The following is a 19,564-nucleotide window of genomic DNA, read 5'->3' as shown; positions in this document are numbered from 1 at the left end:
GTGCAGGATGAAACCCGACAACAGTGGTGTGCTGGGTCGTGGCTGGGCCTTCCCGGTGGCTTTCAGCGTGGCGCAAGGGGCAAAGATGGCAGTGGACCTGGCCGACATCGAGCAGAGCCTGCGGATCATCTTCAGCACCCAGGCCGGCGAGCGGGTGATGCGCCCGGAGTTCGGCAGCGACCTGACGCCGTTAATGTTCGAGAACGTCACCGACGGCCTGGTCAGCCGCCTGACCGCGCGCATCACCGAAAGCGTCGAGCGCGACGAACCGCGGGTGCTGGTCAGCAGCGTGCAGGTGCAACAGGACCCCAACCGGCCCAGCCTGCTCAAGGTGCGGGTGCAGTATCGGGTGCGCAACGCCGATTTCGAAGGCGCGCTGAATTGGGACCTCGACCTTAATGAAGGTCTGGCGCGGAGGCACATATGAAAGAGCTGGTCTGTGATACCGACGGGGTCAAGTTCGACCCGACCTTTGCCGATGCGAAGGTAATGCGCTCTCCCGTACCGATACGCGCGACGGGCTGGCGGCCGACAGTCAATGGCAAGCCTGTATGCCTGGTCACCGACATCTCCAGCGTGACTGCGCCAGGGCCGTATTTTACCGAGACGTATCCCTCGGAGGGAGCGGGTAACGCGATCATCAAGACGTTGAAACCCGATCAGCAGCCGTCCTGGTGCAAGGTCATGGGCGTTGGCGTGTTGCTGATGGGAACGCAGTTCACGGCAGAGTTCACTGGGACAAGGCCCGCGACCCAATCCTCGCAGACGCCCAACGACCCGATGTTCAACGTGCCGCGCGTTGGCACGGGTAGTTTCATCACACAGCAAAAGTTTGTGACGGTGGGCTGAACGCCTGGCGCACCTGCAAGCCACGCCATTATTCGCAGGATGGATCGACATGACGATTGAAAGCGATGGGGTACTGCCGTTCGTGCTGGATGATCGCAGCCTTGAGCAGCGGTTGGAGGAGTGGCGCGGGTATGTGGATAAGGTGCCGTTCGAGGTGGAGTTGGACAGCAGCGAGAACTTGGGGGTTGTGCCGCTGGCGGCGGGTTTGGCTGGGGAAATGCAGACGATTGAGTCGCCGAGAAATGAGCTGTCTTCTCGGTTCGGCGCGGAGATGAAAATCAGCGCCGATGGGCAAGCGCTTTTGGTAGGTACAATGATGGTGCCTAACACCGTTTATTTCTACCGCCGCGATCCTGCCGGTTGGAAACGAACGCATTACTTTTATGAGTCTGTATCTCTTTTGGGGAGTGGGCTGGCGGTTAATGCAGATGGCAGCGTCGTAGCGCTGGGCAGTCCCCTGTCAAGTAATGGTGAGGGGCAGCCTACAGGCAAGGTCTTCATCTACCGCTGTGTAGACAACGAGTGGGAGACAGAAACGACCCTTGAACTCCCCCCCGGGGGCACGCCCGAAGAGTTCGGCAACTCAGGGCGGCTGTCGCTTTCGGCAGACGGCACAACATTGGTCGACGCACAGCCATCTCTGGGGCTTGTCCATGTCTACAGCCGCAATGATAACTGGCAGCGGCGTACTCTCGGGACCGACCAAAGCGGCAGCTCGAAGTTCGGTGCTGCCCTGAGCCTGAGTGCAGATGGCAGTGTTCTGGTCGTCGGTGAACCGCAAGCCGTCCAGGAGGGGATTGGAGTTGCCGGAGCCGTGCATATCTTCGAGCGATCAGGCCAGACGTGGGAGCCTGAGCCTGTCAGGCGCACTACCTTGTATGCGCCAACGCCCCGAGTGGGGGACCAATTCGGTACCGCTGTGAAACTTTCGGGGCCTGGCCATCACCTGCTCATCAGGGGCAATTCCGGCGTTCACGTTTACCATTGGGCGGAGCTGTGGAGTACCAAGACCAGTATTCTGGCTTCGACGTTTCCGGGTGGAGATGGCTTTGGCAGTGATTTGGCAATCAGCGATGACGGCACTTATGTATTGATCGGCTTGCCGCAAAGCGACCTGACGGGGAACAACGCGGGCGCCGTCTACAGCGTGCGACTGTTCAAAGATGAAGTGATTGGTCGTCGAATCATTCTCCCCCCGTCACCTTGGCCTGGTTCCCTGTTCGGAACTCAAGTCTGCATGAGCGGCGACAGCGAGACGGTTGCCGTGTCGGCGCCTTACGCAATGAAGTCGAACGGCACGGCGAACGGGGTTGTTTACGTCTATAGCAACTTTCCCTATACCCACTCCTGGTCCGAAGCCTTTTTCGGCGCACAAGGGCGCACCGAGCGCCCGGTCACCCCAACCTCCCTGCAACAGTTCTACGATCACGGCCTCACCGACGAAGCTCCTGATCTGCTGCCCCACCAGGCCCTCATGCTGGCTTACTGGCGCATGATGGAAACGCCGCGCTGGCTGCTCAACCGCCTGCCGCGCAACCATCGCCAGCTGTATTACCGCAAGCAGCTGGGGCTCAAGGAGAAGCCGGCGCAGCCAGACCAGGTGATCGTCTCGTTCATCCCGCAGGCGGACGTGCAACAGGTGCTGATACCGGCCGGCACGTTGCTCGATGGCGGGCGCAACGAGACAGGGAGTGTGCGCGAGTATCGACTGCAGGAGGCGGTACTGGCCAATCATGCACAGTGGACGGATCTGCGCTGGGTGCGATTCAACCCAGATGCTGAAAATGTCCGCGCCCTGGTTGCCTATGACCTGATGGCAAATGTGCCTTGGCCCCCCGAGGGGATGCGACTCTTCGCAAATGATCAGCCGCAGTATCAACGAACCAGCAGCATTCTGGTGTCTTCAGCATTGACCAGCGCTACCGGCATTGGCCTGATAACGGTCGGTTTTGGCCAGGATGTGGAGCCTGCCGAGATTGCTGCGGCCGTCAGCAGCAATGGCCAATGGGTGGATGTCTCCGTCACCAGTACGCAGAGCTCGCGCACGCTGAATCTGGCACCTGATGCGCCTTTGCACGCATCGCCCCCCGCTGGGCTGGACGGCTTCAACGACGCCCATCCGCTGCTCAGGTTGAGCAACCTGGCTGGGAAGAATCTGCAGCTGGTGGACTCCATCGCTGTCACCGGCCCCGAGCCCGACTCCGCTGCCCCGCCATCGACCAGCGGCGAGATCAACGCTGCCCCGGAAAAAGTCTATTATCCGACCCCCTTTTCCGGCTGGGCCAGTCCCGCGGCTGCCGCTGCGCTCCATTGGCCTCAGCCCGCCGAAGGAAAGAATGCCTATCTCTACCTGGGTTTCAACAACGCTGCGGCCCGGCAGACGCTTTCCCTGTGCTGGCGCTTGCAGAGCCCGCAGTCTTACCTCATCGAGTGGAGCTATCTGGCCACGGGCGATGTCTGGAAAGGTCTGGCAGGAGCGGTGAACGACCGCACCCAAGGGTTGTTTCTTTCGGGTCTATGGACCGCTCAGTTGCCTGCCGATGCGACCCTGGACTCCAGGGTCATGCCAACAGGCCGCATCTGGTTGCGTGCCGCCATCAGCGGCTTGCAGCCTGCAGAGCCCGACTCCGACATCAACCTATACCCGTTGATTTGCGGCCTGACGGCCAATGCCGGCCTGGCCATTCGCAACTTCGACAACCCCCAGGCCGCCAGCGATTTCGCCGGCAGCACCCCGGCCAACAGCGTGCGCGATACGCTGGAGCCGATCGAGGGCCTGGCCTCGGTCACGCAGCCTTGGCCTTCGCAAGGCGGTCGGGCGGCCGAAACCACCGACGCGTTCATCGAGCGCTGCGCGGCCCGCCTGGCCAATCGTGGCCGCGGCCTGACCGCGCAGGAAATCGTCGGTCTGCTGTTGGCTCAGTTCACCGATGTCGCGCAGATCATTGCGGCCAAGGCTCCCCTGATAGTCGACGACGGTGTGCGGGAGTTGACCATGGTGGTGATACCGGCGCATGGCGCACAGGACAATCAAGACCCGCTGCGCCCGGTGTTCAGCCCGTCGCACCTGGCACAAATGACCGAATGGCTGGTGGGGCGGACTTCGCCCTGGCTGCAGGTGCGTCTGATCAACCCGGTGTACGTAGACACCCGCGTCACCATGGACATCGTATTCGCCACTGACATCAACCACGACTATGCCTTGCAGCAGGTACAGACGGCGCTGGCGCGCCACTACATGCCCTGGGCATTTGACGACACCAGCACGGTGCGTAATGGCGGCCCGCTGGATTACTACGCGCTGCTGGCCTTGATCCTGCGCCAGCCGGACGTGGTCAGGGTCACCAGACTGGTTATCCCTGCGGTCGGTGAGGACCTCGACGAGCACAGTGGCGTAATCCCCATCCTGACCTTTTCGGCCGAATAAGACGCCTAGGCGCAGAAGGAGTGACATGAGCATCCAGAGCCCGCTGAGCCTCGCCGAAATCGACGAGCGCATCAATTTCGACGCCCTGTACCAACAAGCCTTGGCCGAGGTGCAACGACTGGCCGGCAAGGTGTGGACCGACAAGGGCGAGCACGACCCCGGGGTGACGCTGCTGCAGGCCCTGGCCTATGCGGTGTCCGATGTCGGCTATCGGCACAGCCTGCCGCTGGTGGACATGCTCACGCCGCAGGATCAGGGCGAGCAGAGCGGCATTTTCATCGAGGGCTTCGGGCCGGATCGGGCCCTGACCTGCGGACCGGTGACCGAGGATGATTTTCGCCGGGGGTTGCTGGATCTTCACACCGTTGATGGCACGCCAGGCAGCGATACGGGCTTTCTGTTTCGCAACGTGCAGTTACATCGGGATACCGCGCAGGACCAGTTCGAGTATTACTACGAGCCGGGCACCAAGAAAATGCTGTTCAAGAAACCTGGCGCAGACGCGGGTGATTATCAGACCTTGAGGGTGGCCGGGACCTATCGTCTGTATGTGGAACCGAGCGACGCGGTGAGCCGGGCAGAGGCGGAGCCCGTGCTGGAGGAGTGGCTGCAGAACAACCGCAACCTGTGTGAGGCGGTGCGTGAGGTTGTCTGGGTAGCCCCTCAGGACGCCGACATCCACATGATCGTCGACCTCGAGGACGATTGCACCGATCCCGCTCGGGTCATGGCGCAGATCTATGAAGCAGGCAAGGCGTTGGTCAGTCCACAAGCGTCGCATATCCCGCTGGCGCAAATGCATGAGCTGGGCTTTACCAACGACGAAGTCTTCCAGGGGCCCCGACTCAAGCATGGCTGGATGACGCGGATGCCGCCCGAACTCGACTACCCAACGGCCCAGTCGCTCACTATCGAGGCGCTTGCCGCAGTGGTTCTGCAGATAGACGGCGTGGCCGCCATCCGTCATCTGGGGGCAAGCGCTGCCCAGCCGCCGGTCTGGACCTTGCAAAGGGGGGCAGGCACGTACATTCGCCTGTGGGGTGCGGACCCGTTTTCCCGGTTGGCGAACGCAGCCGTCGTCAAGTTGTTCAAGCGCGGACAGCAGGTCTCGCTGACGGGCGAGGAGGTCAAAGCCAAGCTCAAGGCAGAGCCTCGCTACGATGACAGCCAGGTGGTCGTCCCGTTCGGTCGTTGGCGCAAACCGGCGAAATACTATTGGGCCGGTCAACGGCTGCCAGCGTGCTATGGCCTGCACGAAGAAACGCCCATCGTGCAGGAGATCCAGTTGCATCGATTTCTGCTGCCGTTCGAACAGGGGTTGGTGGACGCGTGCAGTCTGCTCGCGCAACTGCCGGACCTGCTCTCCTTCGAACGCCGCGGCGACAACCTGGTGTGGGGCGAGTACCGCTGGCCGTTCGACCTGGAGACAGTACCGGACCAGGTTCACCGCCCATACAAACCGGCCTTGCATGATTATGCCGAGCCGCTGCATCACAGCGCGGAAAAGGAACTGGCGATCGTTGATTACCTGCTGAGCTACTTTGGCGAAAACCGCGCCGACCGCACCCTCTCGTTGTCGCCTGCCGGTGCGGAGGATTACCTGCAAGTGCAGCAGGGCTACCTGCGCCACATCACCGATATCAACTACAGCCGCGCCAGTTTGCGCATCGATTCGGTCTCGGCGCTGCAGCAGCGTATCGCGGCGCGTCTGGGCTTTGGCGCGCAGTTGTTCGATGAGCCGGTGGATATGGGCCGTCTGCCGTTCTATCTGATCGAACATCGCGCGTTGTTGCCAGCCAAACCCGATCCGGCTTACGACACGCCGCAGCAGGTCAGCACAGCAACGGGCACTGATGTCAGCCCCTGGCTACTGACCTTGAGTTCAACCGGCGTGCAGTTGCTCAAGGTTGGGCAGTTGATCGATATAACGGTTCCGGCTACCGGTAACAACTCGGCGGTGACGCTCAAGCAGGTGATGATCAGCCGCGTCTTGAACAATGCCTTCGAGGTGCGCGCAGAAGATCACCAGCAACTGCGAACCAATTTCATGCGTATCGTCGATGCGCCAGCCAACACGGTCACCTGGAAGAACAGTGTCGAATGGCTGTCGGACATGAGCTTTCGTTTGATCTACGGCAATCAGCTAGGCGTGCCGGACGGCAGCAAGCGCCTGACGATTGAACCCTATCCGCTGGAGATCGCGGTCGGCGACAAGATTGTCATCGCCTTGCGCAGCGAGTTGGGCGGCGCCCGTGAAGCTGACGCCGGGGTCTTCGCTGACGTGCAGGCTGTGGTCACCCATATCGAGCCACTCCAGGGCAGCATCGTCGTGGCGCCGCAAGGTGCAGACACCTTGCCGACCGATTTCGCCAAGTACAGTTGGTACATTCTCAGGGATGAGATACCTGACGCGTTCTCTTTCACCCTTAGCGCCATCTTTCGCCGTGCCACCTTGAAAGACGCCAATGAACCGGAACTGCAAGCAACCTGGTTCGAGGAAGTGGTACGCGCTGAAGTGCCCGCGCATATCACGGTGCACATGCACTGGCTGGAAGATAACGCCTTTGACGACTTCGCCATCAACTACGCCGCGTGGCAAAGCAATCTGCAGGCGTTGGGTGATCGGGCTTATCAACTGCTCGAGGCACTGAGTATCGGTCTGACCCCTGCGGGTAACTACGGTATCGGCGCGCGCTATGTGGCGACGCAAGCGCAATCGGACGCGCCATGGGACGAGGCCTTTATCAGCAGCGAAGAATTGTTCTATGTGCCGGCTGACTGACAGCAGGCGGATTGATCCATCATTCAGGCGGGAGTTGCAGCGAATGGCCAAGTTACCCAGGAACGTGACTAAAAACAGTGTTCGGATACCCTCGGCAGCCGACCTGAAACAACGCTTTCTGCCGGGAAGCATTCCAACGGCGGCAGATTTTGCCAACTTGATCGATATGGCCAATGCCGCGCCCCACGGGTTCACCCCTGGAATGATTGTGATGTTTATCGGCTCGGTGGCAGAGTTGCCCGATGGCTGGGTGTTCTGTGACAGCTCCGCTGCGGCTGCAGCTGCCGGTGCGCCCAACCTGGAAAAGCGCTTTCTGATCGGCCGCCAGCCCGGCGGCCCAACGGAGTCTGCTGCCACACCGTTGTCAGGCGAGGGCGCCAACTTGAAGCTCGACGTGCAGACCGAGCTGGCCACGGCAGAAGTCAGCGTGACGCTGGGCGACACGCAACTGACCGAGGCGCAAATTCCGGCGCACAAACACAGTATGGGGGTTCGATTCGCTCCTTCTCCTACTGGGACGGTTAACCCTCTCGAGCAATCTTTTGCCTATGGCTCGTACTCCTCCGTGGGCTTTGGGATGACGATCAGTAACGGGCATCTGTTGAGCGTGGAGCCGACCAACAACAAGCTGATGCCGATGACGGGACCGATTGGTAGTGACGAGGTGCAAGGGCATAACCACACAGTCAGCGTGGACACCCCCCAGCACCAGCATGCGCTGACCATCAAACCTCCGTATTACGCCTTGGCCTTCATCATGAAGCTGCCTTACAGCTGAACCACACGACCAAGCCCTGTCAAGCGTCTGGAGGAGTTGCACCGATGGCCAGAACAGCGAAAAAAATGCAAGGTGCCGCATCGTCTCAACGACAATCCGCAGCCCAGTTGAAACCGCGCTTTGGGCCACAAACCGTGCCCAGTGATAAGGATTTTGCCGATCTGATCGATATGGCCAATACCGGGCCTCGCCTGTTCGAGCCGGGGATGATCATGATGTTCTCCGGTGCCGAGGCGCCCCTCGGTTGGGTCATCTGCGATGGAGAGAACGGAGCGCCCGATCTGCGCCGCCGTTTCATTGTCGGCTGCGCACCGGGTCAGCACCTACCGTCCACCGTCGGACCGCTGGAACCTGGAAGAGTGATCACACAGACTTCGGCAGTGGATATCAACCTCGAGATCAGCGTCGGTTTGCATACGTTGACGCCAGAGCAGATGCCTGCTCACCAGCACGAGGCGGGTCTGTTTTTACCGAGATTCAAGGGGGTTGTCCCTACCCTTCTCCTTTTGACGTTCGAGGAAGACGACCATTGGGAAGATATGCATGGCAAGGAGCTTACCAACTCGGTGGCGACAGCTTTAATCACGAGCAGCGGGACAACGCTCAGCCCTGCTGTGGTGCCATACACCAGCCAGTCAGGCAGTAGTGACCCACATGGCCATACCGTCCATCATCAGGAACGAAGTCACGACCATGCGGTGGACATCGAGCTGCCTTATTACGCATTGGTCTTCATCATGAAGCTGCCTTATGAAGACCAGTAGGCATACCTGCCCCGTGCACAGGAGGGGCGCATGAACGGACAGATCAATAGCGACAGGCCGGTTGAGCAGCCACTCACCACGCTGCTCCTGCATCTGGAACCCCTCGACCAGACCCTCCAGGCCCGCCTGGAGCAAGTCCTTGCCGCGCTCCCCGCAGGCGCCGTCCCGACCGACGTCCAGCGCCTGCTCGACGAGCTGTTGCCGTGGGTCCAGCAATGCTTCGGCATCGCCCAATGGCGCGCCGAACTGGACCTCGATGCGGCTGCCGAGCATCTGCACGGCTCGCATGATCGTGTCGAGCAGGTGGTACAACGCTTCGCTCTCGAACCTATGGAGCGCGACCTGTTGCTCCTTTGCTCGCTGTTGGCGCTGGACGGCCGCTACAGCACGGTATTGGCCTGCCTGCAGATGGATCTGCAGAAAAACCAGCTGAGCGTGGAATGCGCATTGTCGCTGCTGGCCGAAGGCCTGGTCGCGCAGGCAGCCGCGCGGGCGTTGCTGGTGCCTCAGGGCCCCTTGCTGCGCCACGGCTTGTTGCAATTGCGCAGTCCGCCAGCGGGGCAGGCCGGAGCATCGTTGTTGCAGATCGACCCGGGGGTGCAGGCGTTCCTCCTCGGCCAGGACATTGCCCCCCTTGAATGGGAAGCTTGCGCTCGCCTGGTAACGGTGCCGCCGCAGTTGAGCGCCGAATTGTTGTTGTGGTCCCACGGCCTGGCCCAGGACCTCGCTGGCGAGGTGACCGGCGCGCCACCTTGGCTGGTACTGCGCGGGCGCGGCGGTGACAGTAGGGGCGAGGTGCTGGCACACGCCGCAGGCCGGCTGGGGCGTGCGGTGCTGCTGCTCGACCTGGCGCTGTTGCCTGAAGCGGACACTGACGCCTGGGCGCTGCTGCTGTTGGTGCTGCGCGAAGTGCGCATGCGTGACGCGGTGTTGTTGCTGGACGCCGCTCACGAGCTCAAGAGCGAGCGCAAGATCCTGTTCGCGCGGCTTTGCGCACGCCTGGCCCAGCACACTGGCGCGGTGGCCAGCCTGAGTTCGCTGCACCAGCCGGCCACCCGCCTGGGCGAGCGCCCGCACCTGGTGCTGGCGCTGCCCGAGCGCAGCGCGCGTGACGACGAGGCTTTGCTGCGTGGGCGCCTGGCGCACTGGCAGGCCGCGGACGACATCGACACGGCGAGCCTGGTGCGGCGCTTTTCCCTGGATGCGCACAGCCTCGATGGCGCTTTGCACGAGGCCGAGCTTTACCGGCGCAAGCGCCTGGCGCCGGCGCTGGCCGCCGAAGACTTGAACCGCGCCCTGCGCCTGCGCGCGCAGCAGGACTTCGGCACCCTGGCGCAGCGCATCGAGCCGCGTCGCGGCCTCGCCGATCTGGTGCTGGACCCGCCGCTGGCGGTGCAACTGCAGGAAATTCTGGCCGCCGTGCAACATCGGCAACAGGCCCTGACCAGCGGCTTTGCGCACAAGATCGCCTACGGCGAGGGCATCAGCGCGTTGTTCTTCGGCGACTCGGGCACCGGCAAGACCATGGCCGCCGAGGCCATTGCCCATGAGCTGCAGGTGGACCTGATCAAGATCGACCTGTCGACGGTGGTCAACAAGTACATCGGCGAAACCGAGAAGCACCTGGCGCGGGTCTTCGATCTCGCCGAGCAGGACTGCGGCGTGCTGTTTTTCGACGAGGCCGACGCCCTGTTCGGCAAACGCAGCGAAACCAAGGACGCCCACGATCGCCACGCCAACATCGAAGTGTCCTACCTGCTGCAACGGCTGGAGAACTTCAACGGTCTGGTGATTCTCTCCACCAACAACCGCGCCAATCTCGATGAGGCCTTCAACCGCCGTCTGACCTTCGCCACGCGCTTCGCGCAACCCGATGCCACCTCGCGCGAGCAGTTATGGCGAACGATCTGGCCAACGGCGGCAGTACTGGCCGCAGACGTCGATTTGGCGGAGCTGGCTCGGCGCTATGAAATCACCGGTGCGAATATCCGCAACGCGGCTCTGCTGGCCACCTGGCTGGCGGCGCAGGACCACGCGCCGTGTATCGAGGCTCGGCACTTGCGCCGGGCGCTGCATCGGGAAATGACCAAGATCGGCAGGATTGTCCTGTAGCGATCGACCTTGCAGGGAGAACGCACCATGCCAGACTACCCCTTCGCGAATCAGGACCATTCACTCATTGATTTGAACGCTGCCATTGCCGCCATACTCGGGGAGTATCTGCCCAAGGTGGATATCTCTCCCGAGGGGGAGGACGACGGCCGTGCCGTGACACCCTTTCCGGTACGTTTCGATCTGCCGGTCGACAATCAGCTGCCTGATTCGGCGACGGTCTACGCGTTTCTCTACAAGGTGCACGAAAACCTCGAGGTGCGTTCCTCACTGCTGTCCTACGCGGAGCCCAATGGACGCCTGAGCGCGCGGCGGGTGAATGTGCGCTTCGCGTATCTGCTGACCTACTGGGCGGCCAAGGCAGGCGGCGAGAACTCAGGGCAGGCCGATAGCGACATGATGATAATCAACAATTCGATGCTCAATGCATTGATCAACAATCGTTCGCTGCCGAACTTGCCAGGGTCCATCACCGAGGTCATTCCTCCCGAGGAGGGGCTCAACAGCCTTGGCAATTTCTGGCAGGCGTTGGGGGACAAGCCCCGCTTGGCGTTCGGCTATGCGGTCACGCTTTCCGTGGGCTTGACCGAGATCACCGCGCCGGTGCACCTGGTGCGCTCCACGCAACTGGGCATGGGCAACAAGCCGATGGGTGATTTGCTGCTGTTGGCTGAGCAGGTGCTGGCCGCGCATCTGCTGGCGGCCATGCAGGCGCAATCCGAAATCACTGAGCTCGAGCGTGCGCAGTTGAGTCGGCTACTGTTCGAGTGTGTCTTGTTGCCACCAAGGCCTGACGCCGGCTCCGAGGCACCGAGGGTCGAGGTCAAGTTGGCGGTCAGCGGGGCACTGGCGGCTGATTTGTGCACCAAGGTGGCTGATGAATTGGCGACGTGGAAGAGCCAACCCAAGCTCGGCGAGATCGACGGCGCGGCGTTGCTCGTGGCCGAGGAGGTGGACATCCGCCAGTTGCGCAGCATCGCACCCCCAACCACGCGCAATTCCCGGTCATGAGTGCCCCAACCGGGCACCGAATCGCCGAGCTGCAGTTGCAGGTGACCGCGCCGGGAGCGCACAGCGATGCCATCGGTCGGCAGCTGCGGGAGGCCTGCCACGAAGTGCTCGATGAGTTGGCCGAAGTGTTCGACAGGGTCATGGCCGGGTTTGCCAAGGACATCCACATCGCGCAGTTGAACGTGGATCTAGGCGAGTTACCGCTGGAGCATTTTCACCAGCGCCTGGGTGAGGCGCTCGCGCGGGGGGTGTATCAGGCGCTGCTGGCGCAGATCGGCACGGCGGACATCGCGTCCTCCGCGCAGGCGGCAACCCGCCGGCCACAGGACTTGCTGGAGGCCATCAGCCTGCAATCACCGCTCGGTCAGGACGGGCGGCGCCGCTTGCGGCCCGCCGACATTACCGATCACGCGCGCGCCGAAATCGACCGAGCTCAAGCCGCCAGCCTCGACAGCTGGTTGCTCGAGAGCCTGCTCGCCGACCCGATGCGCTGGTTGCCCGAGGTCGCGCGCTGGTGCTTGCAAGCGAGCATCGTCGGACGCCTGGTGCAGGTCTTTCAAGCGGCCACCTTGCAGGCCCTGGCCGAGCAGCTGCGTGAAGGGCAAGTGGACGGGGCGGGCACGGGGGCAGCAATGCTCATGAGTGATGAGCTGTTCGCTGCCGCATTGGTCTACGCCCGCCGGCATTTTACGCCGCAGGCTTCCAGAGGTGCGGTGCCGGGCAGGACGCATGTGCCGGGCACGCCGGCCGGTATCGGCTGGGACCAGGCCGTGCGCGGCCTCCCGGGGGCGGGCGGGCGGCTGCCGCGTACCTGGAATTTCGTCGCCGAGCGTGAAACGCCTGAGCGCCGCGCTGACCCGGTGTTGCCTGCGCAGACCCCTGCGTTGCCGCGGCTACCGCCGCTGGCGAAGAATCCCGTCGAGCCGCCAGGCCCTCGCCCTGATGCGCCACCTGCCAAGGCCAAGGCAATCGAGCCGTCGCTCGTGCGCCACGCCGGCATGATCCTGCTGTGGCCGTTCCTGCGTGAGTGGCTGACCACCCTGGGCATGATGGACGACGGCGAATTCATCGACCAGGCCGCCAAGGTACAGGCTGCGCGCCAGTTGTGCTGGTTGCTTGGCGAAGACCTCGGCATCGAGCCTGGCCAGCCCGAGCGGCCGCCGTCGCTGCTGCTGGCGCTGTGCGACCTGCCGCTGGCGCTGCGCCTGGACCCCGAGCCGCCACCGGACGACGAGACCCTCGCGTACTACGAGCAGTGGCTGCGTGACGTCATCGAGCCCAACCGCGACCTGAACCGACTAGGTGTCGAGTTGTTTCGTGAATGGTTTCTGCGTCGAGAGGGCTATCTTTCGCACTGGGAGGCACTGTTCGAGGTGCGCATCGAGGCCAGCTCGGTGGACGTCCTGCTGCGCCGGCTCGAATGGCCTTGGCAGCGTGTGGACCTGCCGTGGTTGCGCCGGGTGCTGGCGGTGGATTGGGTGCCATTCGATCGGTTGTGGTGACTGGTTCTGAAACAATTGTAGGAATTTTCCGATTACCTGCCCCGTCACGGCCCCGCTAGCGTAGTGGTTCAATCACTACGCAGGAGCACACCGTGATTCCACCCACCCTGTACAAACCGTTCATGCCGCTGGCGCCCATGACCTGCGCGCAGCTGCACCATTTGCTGCCCTTTATCCACAGCTTCGCCCCCGAGCGCCATGACCAGGGCGGCGGCAACCTGCTGTATTGTTTCGTCGATGGCCTGATTCTGAGCGTGTATTCGCGCAGCGGCCGCGTCTACTTCCAGGGGCCCGGCGCGGCAGGCCTGACGGCCCAGGAGGTGGCGCGCAGGATCGAGGCGATCAATGAAGGCAGGGTCTAGCCGGCCTTTGGACTGACCAGGCCCACCACCGGCCGCCCGCGCGGCCTGATCGCGGGCTTCGCGCGCTCCTTGTTGGTTTCGGGCGCATGCATCCAGCCGCCATTACCCAGGATTGCCCCGAACATCAAATTCGGTCATAGGCGATGCCCCTGGAACGGCACGTTCGAAACAAACGTGGGAGCGCGCGAAGCCCGCGATAGGCCGCGCGGGCGGCCGGTGGTAGCCATATTGAACCTCAAGCAAGGCCCCGCGTGGCCCTATTGAACCTCAAGCCGGGCCCGTCACCCCACCTGATTGACCAGCACTCCGGTGTCCTTGAGGATATTCACCAAGGTTTCCAGCACCTCCGGCAAGTCCGCCGGATCGGTGCCATGCAGCACTTCGAGATACTCACTGCCACGCAGCGCTTCGCGGTCGCCGGCCGCCACTTCGATCAGCAGCTTCTCCGGGCTCAGGGTCACCTTGAGGTCGCGCAGCAGGTAGGGTTCGTCTTCGATGTCCAGCGCCAGGCCGACTTCGTCTTCGTCGGGGAAGCGCGTGAGCAGCAGCGACTCGCCGGTCAGGCCCAGGCAGCACAGCAGGGCCATGTTGTCTTCTTCATCGTCACAGGGGTTGGCGATCAGTTCGACGGCGGTCAGTTGCATGGCGCAAGGTCCGGGAGAGAGAAGGGAAGCGCTGATTTTGCCATGATGGCACGGCACAAAGATATGCCCGGTCGTGTAAGGATTTATCTGCAATATGCCCGCAAACTGGTACGACAACTCCACTTCGACCGAATATGTCGCCGCATCGCAAGCAGGCGGTGACCGTCTGTCGTTAAGCTGCCCGGTGGAGGGACGCCTTTCCCCCCGGTAGAAACCTTTCGCCACTGCCCGTTACACCTGGCCAGGTCTCTATTTCGGGCGTTCACCCAGCCTGTGGCGGCAGATCGTCTAATGTTGGTAGCCAACACCCCTTCATCGGAATGAATCGACCCCGCGGGACACACGCGACGCTTCACTCAAAAACAAAGCTCAAGCGGAGTACCACAGATGGCGTTTTTCACGGCAGCCAGCAAGGCCGACTTCCAGCACCAACTGCAAGCGGCCCTGGCCCAGCACATCAGTGAACAGGCACTGCCACAAGTGGCGCTGTTCGCCGACCAGTTCTTCGGCATCATTTCCCTCGACGAGCTGACCCAGCGTCGGCTCTCCGACCTCGCCGGCTGCACCCTTTCGGCGTGGCGCCTGCTGGAGCGTTTCAACCACGCCCAGCCACAGGTGCGCGTGTACAACCCCGACTACGAGCGCCACGGCTGGCAGTCTACCCACACCGCCGTCGAGGTGCTGCACCACGACCTGCCGTTTCTGGTCGACTCGGTGCGCACCGAGCTCAATCGTCGCGGCTACAGTATCCACACCCTGCAGACTACCGTGCTCAGCGTGCGCCGCGGCCCCGGCGGCGAACTGCTTGAGGTGCTGCCCAAGGGTTCGGCCGGCGAGGGCATCCTGCAAGAGTCGTTGATGTACCTGGAGATCGACCGCTGCGCCAGCGCCGCCGACCTCAGCGCCCTGGCTCGCGAGCTGGAGCAGGTGCTGGTGGAGGTGCGGGTGGCCGTGGCTGACTTCGAGCCGATGAAAGCCAAGGTCCACGAGCTGCTGGCGTTGGTCGACGGCACCGCCTACGCCGTCGACCCCCAGGAGCGATCGGAGGTCAAGACCTTCCTCGAGTGGCTGGTCGACAACCACTTCACCTTCCTCGGCTATGAAGAATTCGTGGTCAGCCACGAGGCCGATGGCGGCCACCTGCAGTACGACGAGTCGTCCTTCCTGGGCTTGACTCGCCTGCTGCGTGCGGGCCTGACCCACGAAGAGCTGCATATAGAAGACTACGCGGTCACCTACCTGCAGGAGCCGATGCTGCTGTCCTTCGCCAAGGCCGCGCACCCCAGCCGCGTGCATCGCCCGGCCTACCCGGACTACGTCTCGGTACGGCAGATCGACGCCGACGGCAAGGTGGTCAAGGAATGCCGCTTCATGGGCCTGTACACCTCGGCGGTGTACGGCGAGAGCGTGCGCCAGATCCCGTATATCCGCCGCAAGGTCGCCGAAGTCGAGCGCCGCTCGGGCTTCGACGCCAGGGCGCACCTGGGCAAGGAGCTGGCCCAGGTGGTAGAGGTGCTGCCCCGCGACGACCTGTTCCAGACTCCGGTCGACGAGCTTTTCAGCACGGTGATGTCGATCGTGCAGATCCAGGAGCGCAACAAGATCCGCGTGTTCCTGCGCAAGGACCCCTACGGGCGCTTCTGCTACTGCCTGGCCTACGTGCCGCGGGACATCTATTCCACCGAAGTGCGGCAGAAAATCCAGCAGGTGCTGATGGAGCGCCTCAAGGCCAGCGACTGCGAATTCTGGACCTCTTTCTCCGAGTCGGTGCTGGCCCGCGTGCAGCTGATTCTGCGGGTGGACCCGAAGAACCGCATCGACATCGACCCCCAGCAGCTGGAAAACGAAGTGGTGCAGGCCTGCCGCTCGTGGAAGGACGACTACAACTCGCTGACCGTCGAAACCTTTGGCGAGGCCCAGGGCACCGCGGTGCTGGCCGACTTCCCGAAAGGCTTCCCGGCCGGTTACCGCGAGCGCTTTGCCGCGCACTCGGCGGTGGTCGACATTCAGCACCTGCTCAACCTCTCCAGCAGCCGGCCGCTGGTGATGAGCTTCTATCAGCCGCTGACCCAGGGTGGCGAACGCCAGCTGCACTGCAAGCTGTACCACGCCGACACGCCGCTGGCGCTGTCCGACGTGCTGCCGATCCTGGAGAACCTCGGCCTGCGCGTGCTCGGTGAATTCCCGTACCGCCTGCGCCACCGTGATGGCCGCGAATACTGGATTCACGACTTCGCCTTCACCTACAGCGAAGGCCTGAAGCTGGACATCCAGCAGCTCAACGACACCCTGCAGGACGCCTTCGTGCACATCGTGCGCGGCGACGCCGAAAACGACGCCTTCAACCGCCTGGTGCTGACCGCCGGCCTGCCATGGCGCGACGTCGCGCTGCTGCGCGCCTACGCGCGCTATATGAAGCAGATCCGCCTGGGCTTCGACCTGGGTTACATCGCCAGCACCCTGAACAACCACACCGACATCGCCCGCGAGCTGACCCGGTTGTTCAAGACGCGCTTCTACCTGGCCCGCAAGCTGGTCGGCGACGACCTCGGCGACATGCAGCAACGCCTGGAAATCGCGATTCTCTCGGCACTGGACGACGTTCAGGTGCTCAACGAGGACCGCATCCTGCGCCGCTACCTGGACCTGATCAAGGCCACCCTGCGCACCAACTTCTATCAGCCGGACGCCAACGGCCAGAGCAAGTCGTACTTCAGCTTCAAGTTCAACCCCAAGCTGATTCCCGAGCTGCCAAAGCCTGTGCCCAAGTTCGAGATCTTCGTCTATTCGCCGCGCATTGAAGGTGTGCACCTGCGCTTCGGCAACGTCGCCCGCGGCGGGCTGCGCTGGTCGGACCGCGAAGAAGACTACCGCACCGAAGTGCTCGGCCTGGTGAAGGCCCAGCACGTGAAGAACTCGGTGATCGTCCCGGTCGGCGCCAAGGGCGGCTTCCTGCCGCGCCGCCTGCCACTGGGCGGTAGCCGCGATGACATCCAGAACGAGGCCATCGCCTGCTACCGGATCTTCATCAGCGGCCTGCTCGACATCACCGACAACCTCAAGGACGGCGGCGTGGTGCCACCGGCCAACGTCATCCGTCACGACGGCGACGACCCGTACCTGGTGGTGGCCGCCGACAAGGGCACCGCGACCTTCTCCGACATCGCCAACGGCATCGCCATCGACTACGGCTTCTGGCTGGGCGACGCCTTCGCCTCCGGCGGCTCGGCCGGCTATGACCACAAGAAGATGGGCATCACCGCCAAGGGCGCGTGGGTCGGCGTGCAGCGCCACTTCCGCGAGCGCGGCATCAATGTCCAGCAAGACAGCATCACCGTGGTCGGCATCGGCGACATGGCCGGCGACGTGTTCGGCAACGGCCTGTTGATGTCCGACAAGCTGCAACTTGTGGCGGCGTTCAACCACCTGCACATCTTCATCGACCCCAACCCCGAGCCGGCCGCCAGCTTCGCCGAGCGTCAGCGCCTGTACGACCTGCCGCGCTCGGCGTGGAGCGACTACAACACGGCGCTCATGAGCGAAGGCGGCGGGATCTTCCCGCGCAGCGCCAAGAGCATCGCCATCAGCCCGCAGATGAAGGCACGCTTCGACATCAAGGCCGACAAGCTGACCCCGACCGAGCTGCTCAATGCGCTGCTCAAGGCACCGGTCGACCTGCTCTGGAACGGCGGCATCGGCACCTATGTCAAGGCCAGTGACGAGAGCCATAGCGACGTCGGCGACAAGGCCAACGACGCCCTGCGCGTCAACGGCAACGAGCTGCGCTGCAAGGTGGTGGGTGAAGGCGGCAACCTGGGCATGACCCAGCTGGGCCGGGTGGAGTTCGGCCTGCTTGGCGGCGCCACCAACACCGATTTCATCGACAACGCGGCGGGGGTCGACTGCTCCGACCACGAGGTCAACATCAAGATCCTGCTCAACGAAGCGGTGCAGGCCGGCGACATGACCGAGAAGCAGCGCAACCTGCTGCTCGGCAGCATGACCGACGAGGTGGGCAACCTGGTGCTGGGCAACAACTACAAGCAGACCCAGGCCCTGTCGCTGGCGGCGCGCCGCGCCTACGAGCGCATCGCCGAGTATCGCCGCCTGATGGCCGACCTCGAAGGCCGCGGCAAACTGGACCGCGCCATCGAGTTCCTGCCGTCCGAGGAGCAGATCACCGAGCGCCTGGCGAGCCAGCAGGGGCTGACCCGCGCCGAGCTGTCGGTGCTGATCTCCTACAGCAAGATCGACCTCAACGAGGCGCTGCTGTCCTCGGCCGTGCCGGACGACGACTACCTGGCGCGCGACATGGAAACCGCGTTCCCGCCGTCGCTGGCCAGCAAGTATGCCGAGCCGATGCGCCGCCATCGCCTCAAGCGCGAGATCGTCAGCACGCAGATCGCCAACGACCTGATCAATAACATGGGCATCACCTTTGTCCAGCGGCTGAAAGAGTCGACCGGCATGAGCCCGGCCAACGTCGCCGGCGCCTACGTGATCGTGCGCGACATCTTCCACCTGCCGCACTGGTTCCGCCAGATCGAGGCGCTGGACTACCAGGTCTCCGCCGAGGTGCAGTTGGCCTTGATGGACGAACTGATGCGCCTGGGTCGACGCGCCACCCGCTGGTTCCTGCGCAGCCGCCGCAACGAGCTGGACGCCGGGCGCGACGTCGCCCACTTCGGCCCGCACATCGCCGCCCTGGGGCTCAAGCTCGACGAGCTGCTCGAAGGCCCGACCCGCGAGCGCTGGCAGGAACGCTACCAGGGCTACGTCGAAGCCGGTGTGCCGGAGCTGCTGGCGCGCATGGTGGCCGGCACCAGCCACCTGTACACCCTGCTGCCGATCATCGAAGCCTCCGACGTCACCGGGCAGAACGCCGCCGACGTGGCCAAGGCGTTCTTCGCCGTGGGCAGCAAGCTGGAGCTGACCTGGTACCTGCAGCAGATCAGCAGCCTGCCGGTGGAAAACAACTGGCAAGCCCTGGCCCGCGAGGCCTTTCGCGACGACATCGACCTGCAGCAGCGCTCGATCACCATCTCGGTGCTGAAAATGGCCGATGCCCCGCAGGACATCGAGGCGCGCCTGGACCTGTGGCTGGAACAGCACAAGACCATGGTGGTGCGCTGGAAGGCCATGCTCGATGACCTCAGGGCAGCCACCGGGACCGACTACGCCATGTATGCGGTGGCGAACCGGGAGCTGATGGATCTGGCCTTGAGCGGGCAGTCCAACAGCTGAGCATGACCCCTCCCACACCATCCGTGGGAGGGGGCACGCGCCGGGCCGGTTTGATCTTCGGCCCTGTGTTCTCGGTCATACCTCGTAGC

Annotated in this window: 12 protein-coding genes; 11 read left to right on the top strand and 1 reads right to left on the bottom strand. The window is 63.3% G+C overall.

Annotated elements, in window-relative coordinates; genetic code table 11:
• Positions 1–7: 7 nt before the first annotated feature.
• From SFA35_RS18630 to SFA35_RS18585, 10 genes are all read left to right on the top strand, one after another.
• A complete protein-coding gene (locus SFA35_RS18630; RefSeq protein ID WP_320572004.1) occupies positions 8–427 on the top strand; it encodes a GPW/gp25 family protein in 420 nt (139 codons plus the stop codon).
• The gene (locus tag SFA35_RS18625) at positions 424–849 is read left to right on the top strand and encodes a hypothetical protein (RefSeq protein ID WP_320572003.1); all 426 of its coding nucleotides are present in this window, start codon (positions 424–426) and stop codon (positions 847–849) included. Before SFA35_RS18630 ends, SFA35_RS18625 begins: the two co-directional genes overlap by 4 nt.
• Before the next feature lie 49 nt (positions 850–898).
• Positions 899–4,276 (top strand): hypothetical protein, encoded by a 3,378-nt coding sequence (locus tag SFA35_RS18620; protein ID WP_320572002.1) that lies wholly within the window; start codon positions 899–901, stop codon positions 4,274–4,276.
• Between the two features lie 25 nt (positions 4,277–4,301).
• Positions 4,302–7,058: a hypothetical protein gene (locus SFA35_RS18615; protein ID WP_320572001.1), complete on the top strand. Its 2,757-nt coding sequence runs from the start codon at positions 4,302–4,304 to the stop codon at positions 7,056–7,058.
• Between the two features lie 43 nt (positions 7,059–7,101).
• Positions 7,102–7,836 carry a hypothetical protein gene (locus SFA35_RS18610; protein WP_320572000.1) on the top strand — a complete coding sequence of 245 codons (735 nt, stop codon included), beginning with the start codon at positions 7,102–7,104 and terminating at the stop codon, positions 7,834–7,836.
• Between the two features lie 44 nt (positions 7,837–7,880).
• Positions 7,881–8,600 (top strand): hypothetical protein, encoded by a 720-nt coding sequence (locus SFA35_RS18605; RefSeq protein WP_320571999.1) that lies wholly within the window; start codon positions 7,881–7,883, stop codon positions 8,598–8,600.
• Positions 8,601–8,630: 30 nt separating this feature from the next.
• On the top strand, positions 8,631–10,712 hold the full coding sequence (locus tag SFA35_RS18600; RefSeq protein WP_320571998.1) for an ATP-binding protein: 2,082 nt from the start codon (positions 8,631–8,633) through the stop codon (positions 10,710–10,712).
• A gap of 27 nt (positions 10,713–10,739) precedes the next feature.
• The gene (locus tag SFA35_RS18595; protein ID WP_320571997.1) at positions 10,740–11,723 is read left to right on the top strand and encodes a Pvc16 family protein; all 984 of its coding nucleotides are present in this window, start codon (positions 10,740–10,742) and stop codon (positions 11,721–11,723) included.
• Positions 11,720–13,225 carry a contractile injection system tape measure protein gene (locus SFA35_RS18590; protein WP_320571996.1) on the top strand — a complete coding sequence of 502 codons (1,506 nt, stop codon included), beginning with the start codon at positions 11,720–11,722 and terminating at the stop codon, positions 13,223–13,225. The genes SFA35_RS18595 and SFA35_RS18590 overlap by 4 nt, the downstream gene beginning before the upstream one ends.
• Before the next feature lie 92 nt (positions 13,226–13,317).
• Positions 13,318–13,587, top strand: coding sequence for a hypothetical protein (locus SFA35_RS18585; protein WP_320571995.1), 270 nt, complete (start codon positions 13,318–13,320; stop codon positions 13,585–13,587).
• A gap of 281 nt (positions 13,588–13,868) precedes the next feature.
• On the opposite strand, the gene SFA35_RS18580 is transcribed toward SFA35_RS18585, so the two are convergent.
• Entirely contained in the window at positions 13,869–14,231 is a 363-nt protein-coding gene (locus SFA35_RS18580; RefSeq protein WP_320571994.1) for a hypothetical protein, read from the bottom strand.
• Positions 14,232–14,618: 387 nt separating this feature from the next.
• Between SFA35_RS18580 and SFA35_RS18575 the strand changes: the two genes are divergently transcribed.
• Positions 14,619–19,475, top strand: a complete 4,857-nt coding sequence (locus SFA35_RS18575) for an NAD-glutamate dehydrogenase (protein WP_320571993.1) — start codon at positions 14,619–14,621, stop codon at positions 19,473–19,475.
• Positions 19,476–19,564: the final 89 nt, after the last annotated feature.

Origin of the sequence: Pseudomonas sp. HR96, from assembly GCF_034059295.1 — a bacterium.
Lineage (GTDB): Bacteria > Pseudomonadota > Gammaproteobacteria > Pseudomonadales > Pseudomonadaceae > Aquipseudomonas.
The sequence above is the reverse complement of the archived record's forward strand: the minus strand, read 5'-3'. Positions and strand labels throughout refer to the sequence as shown.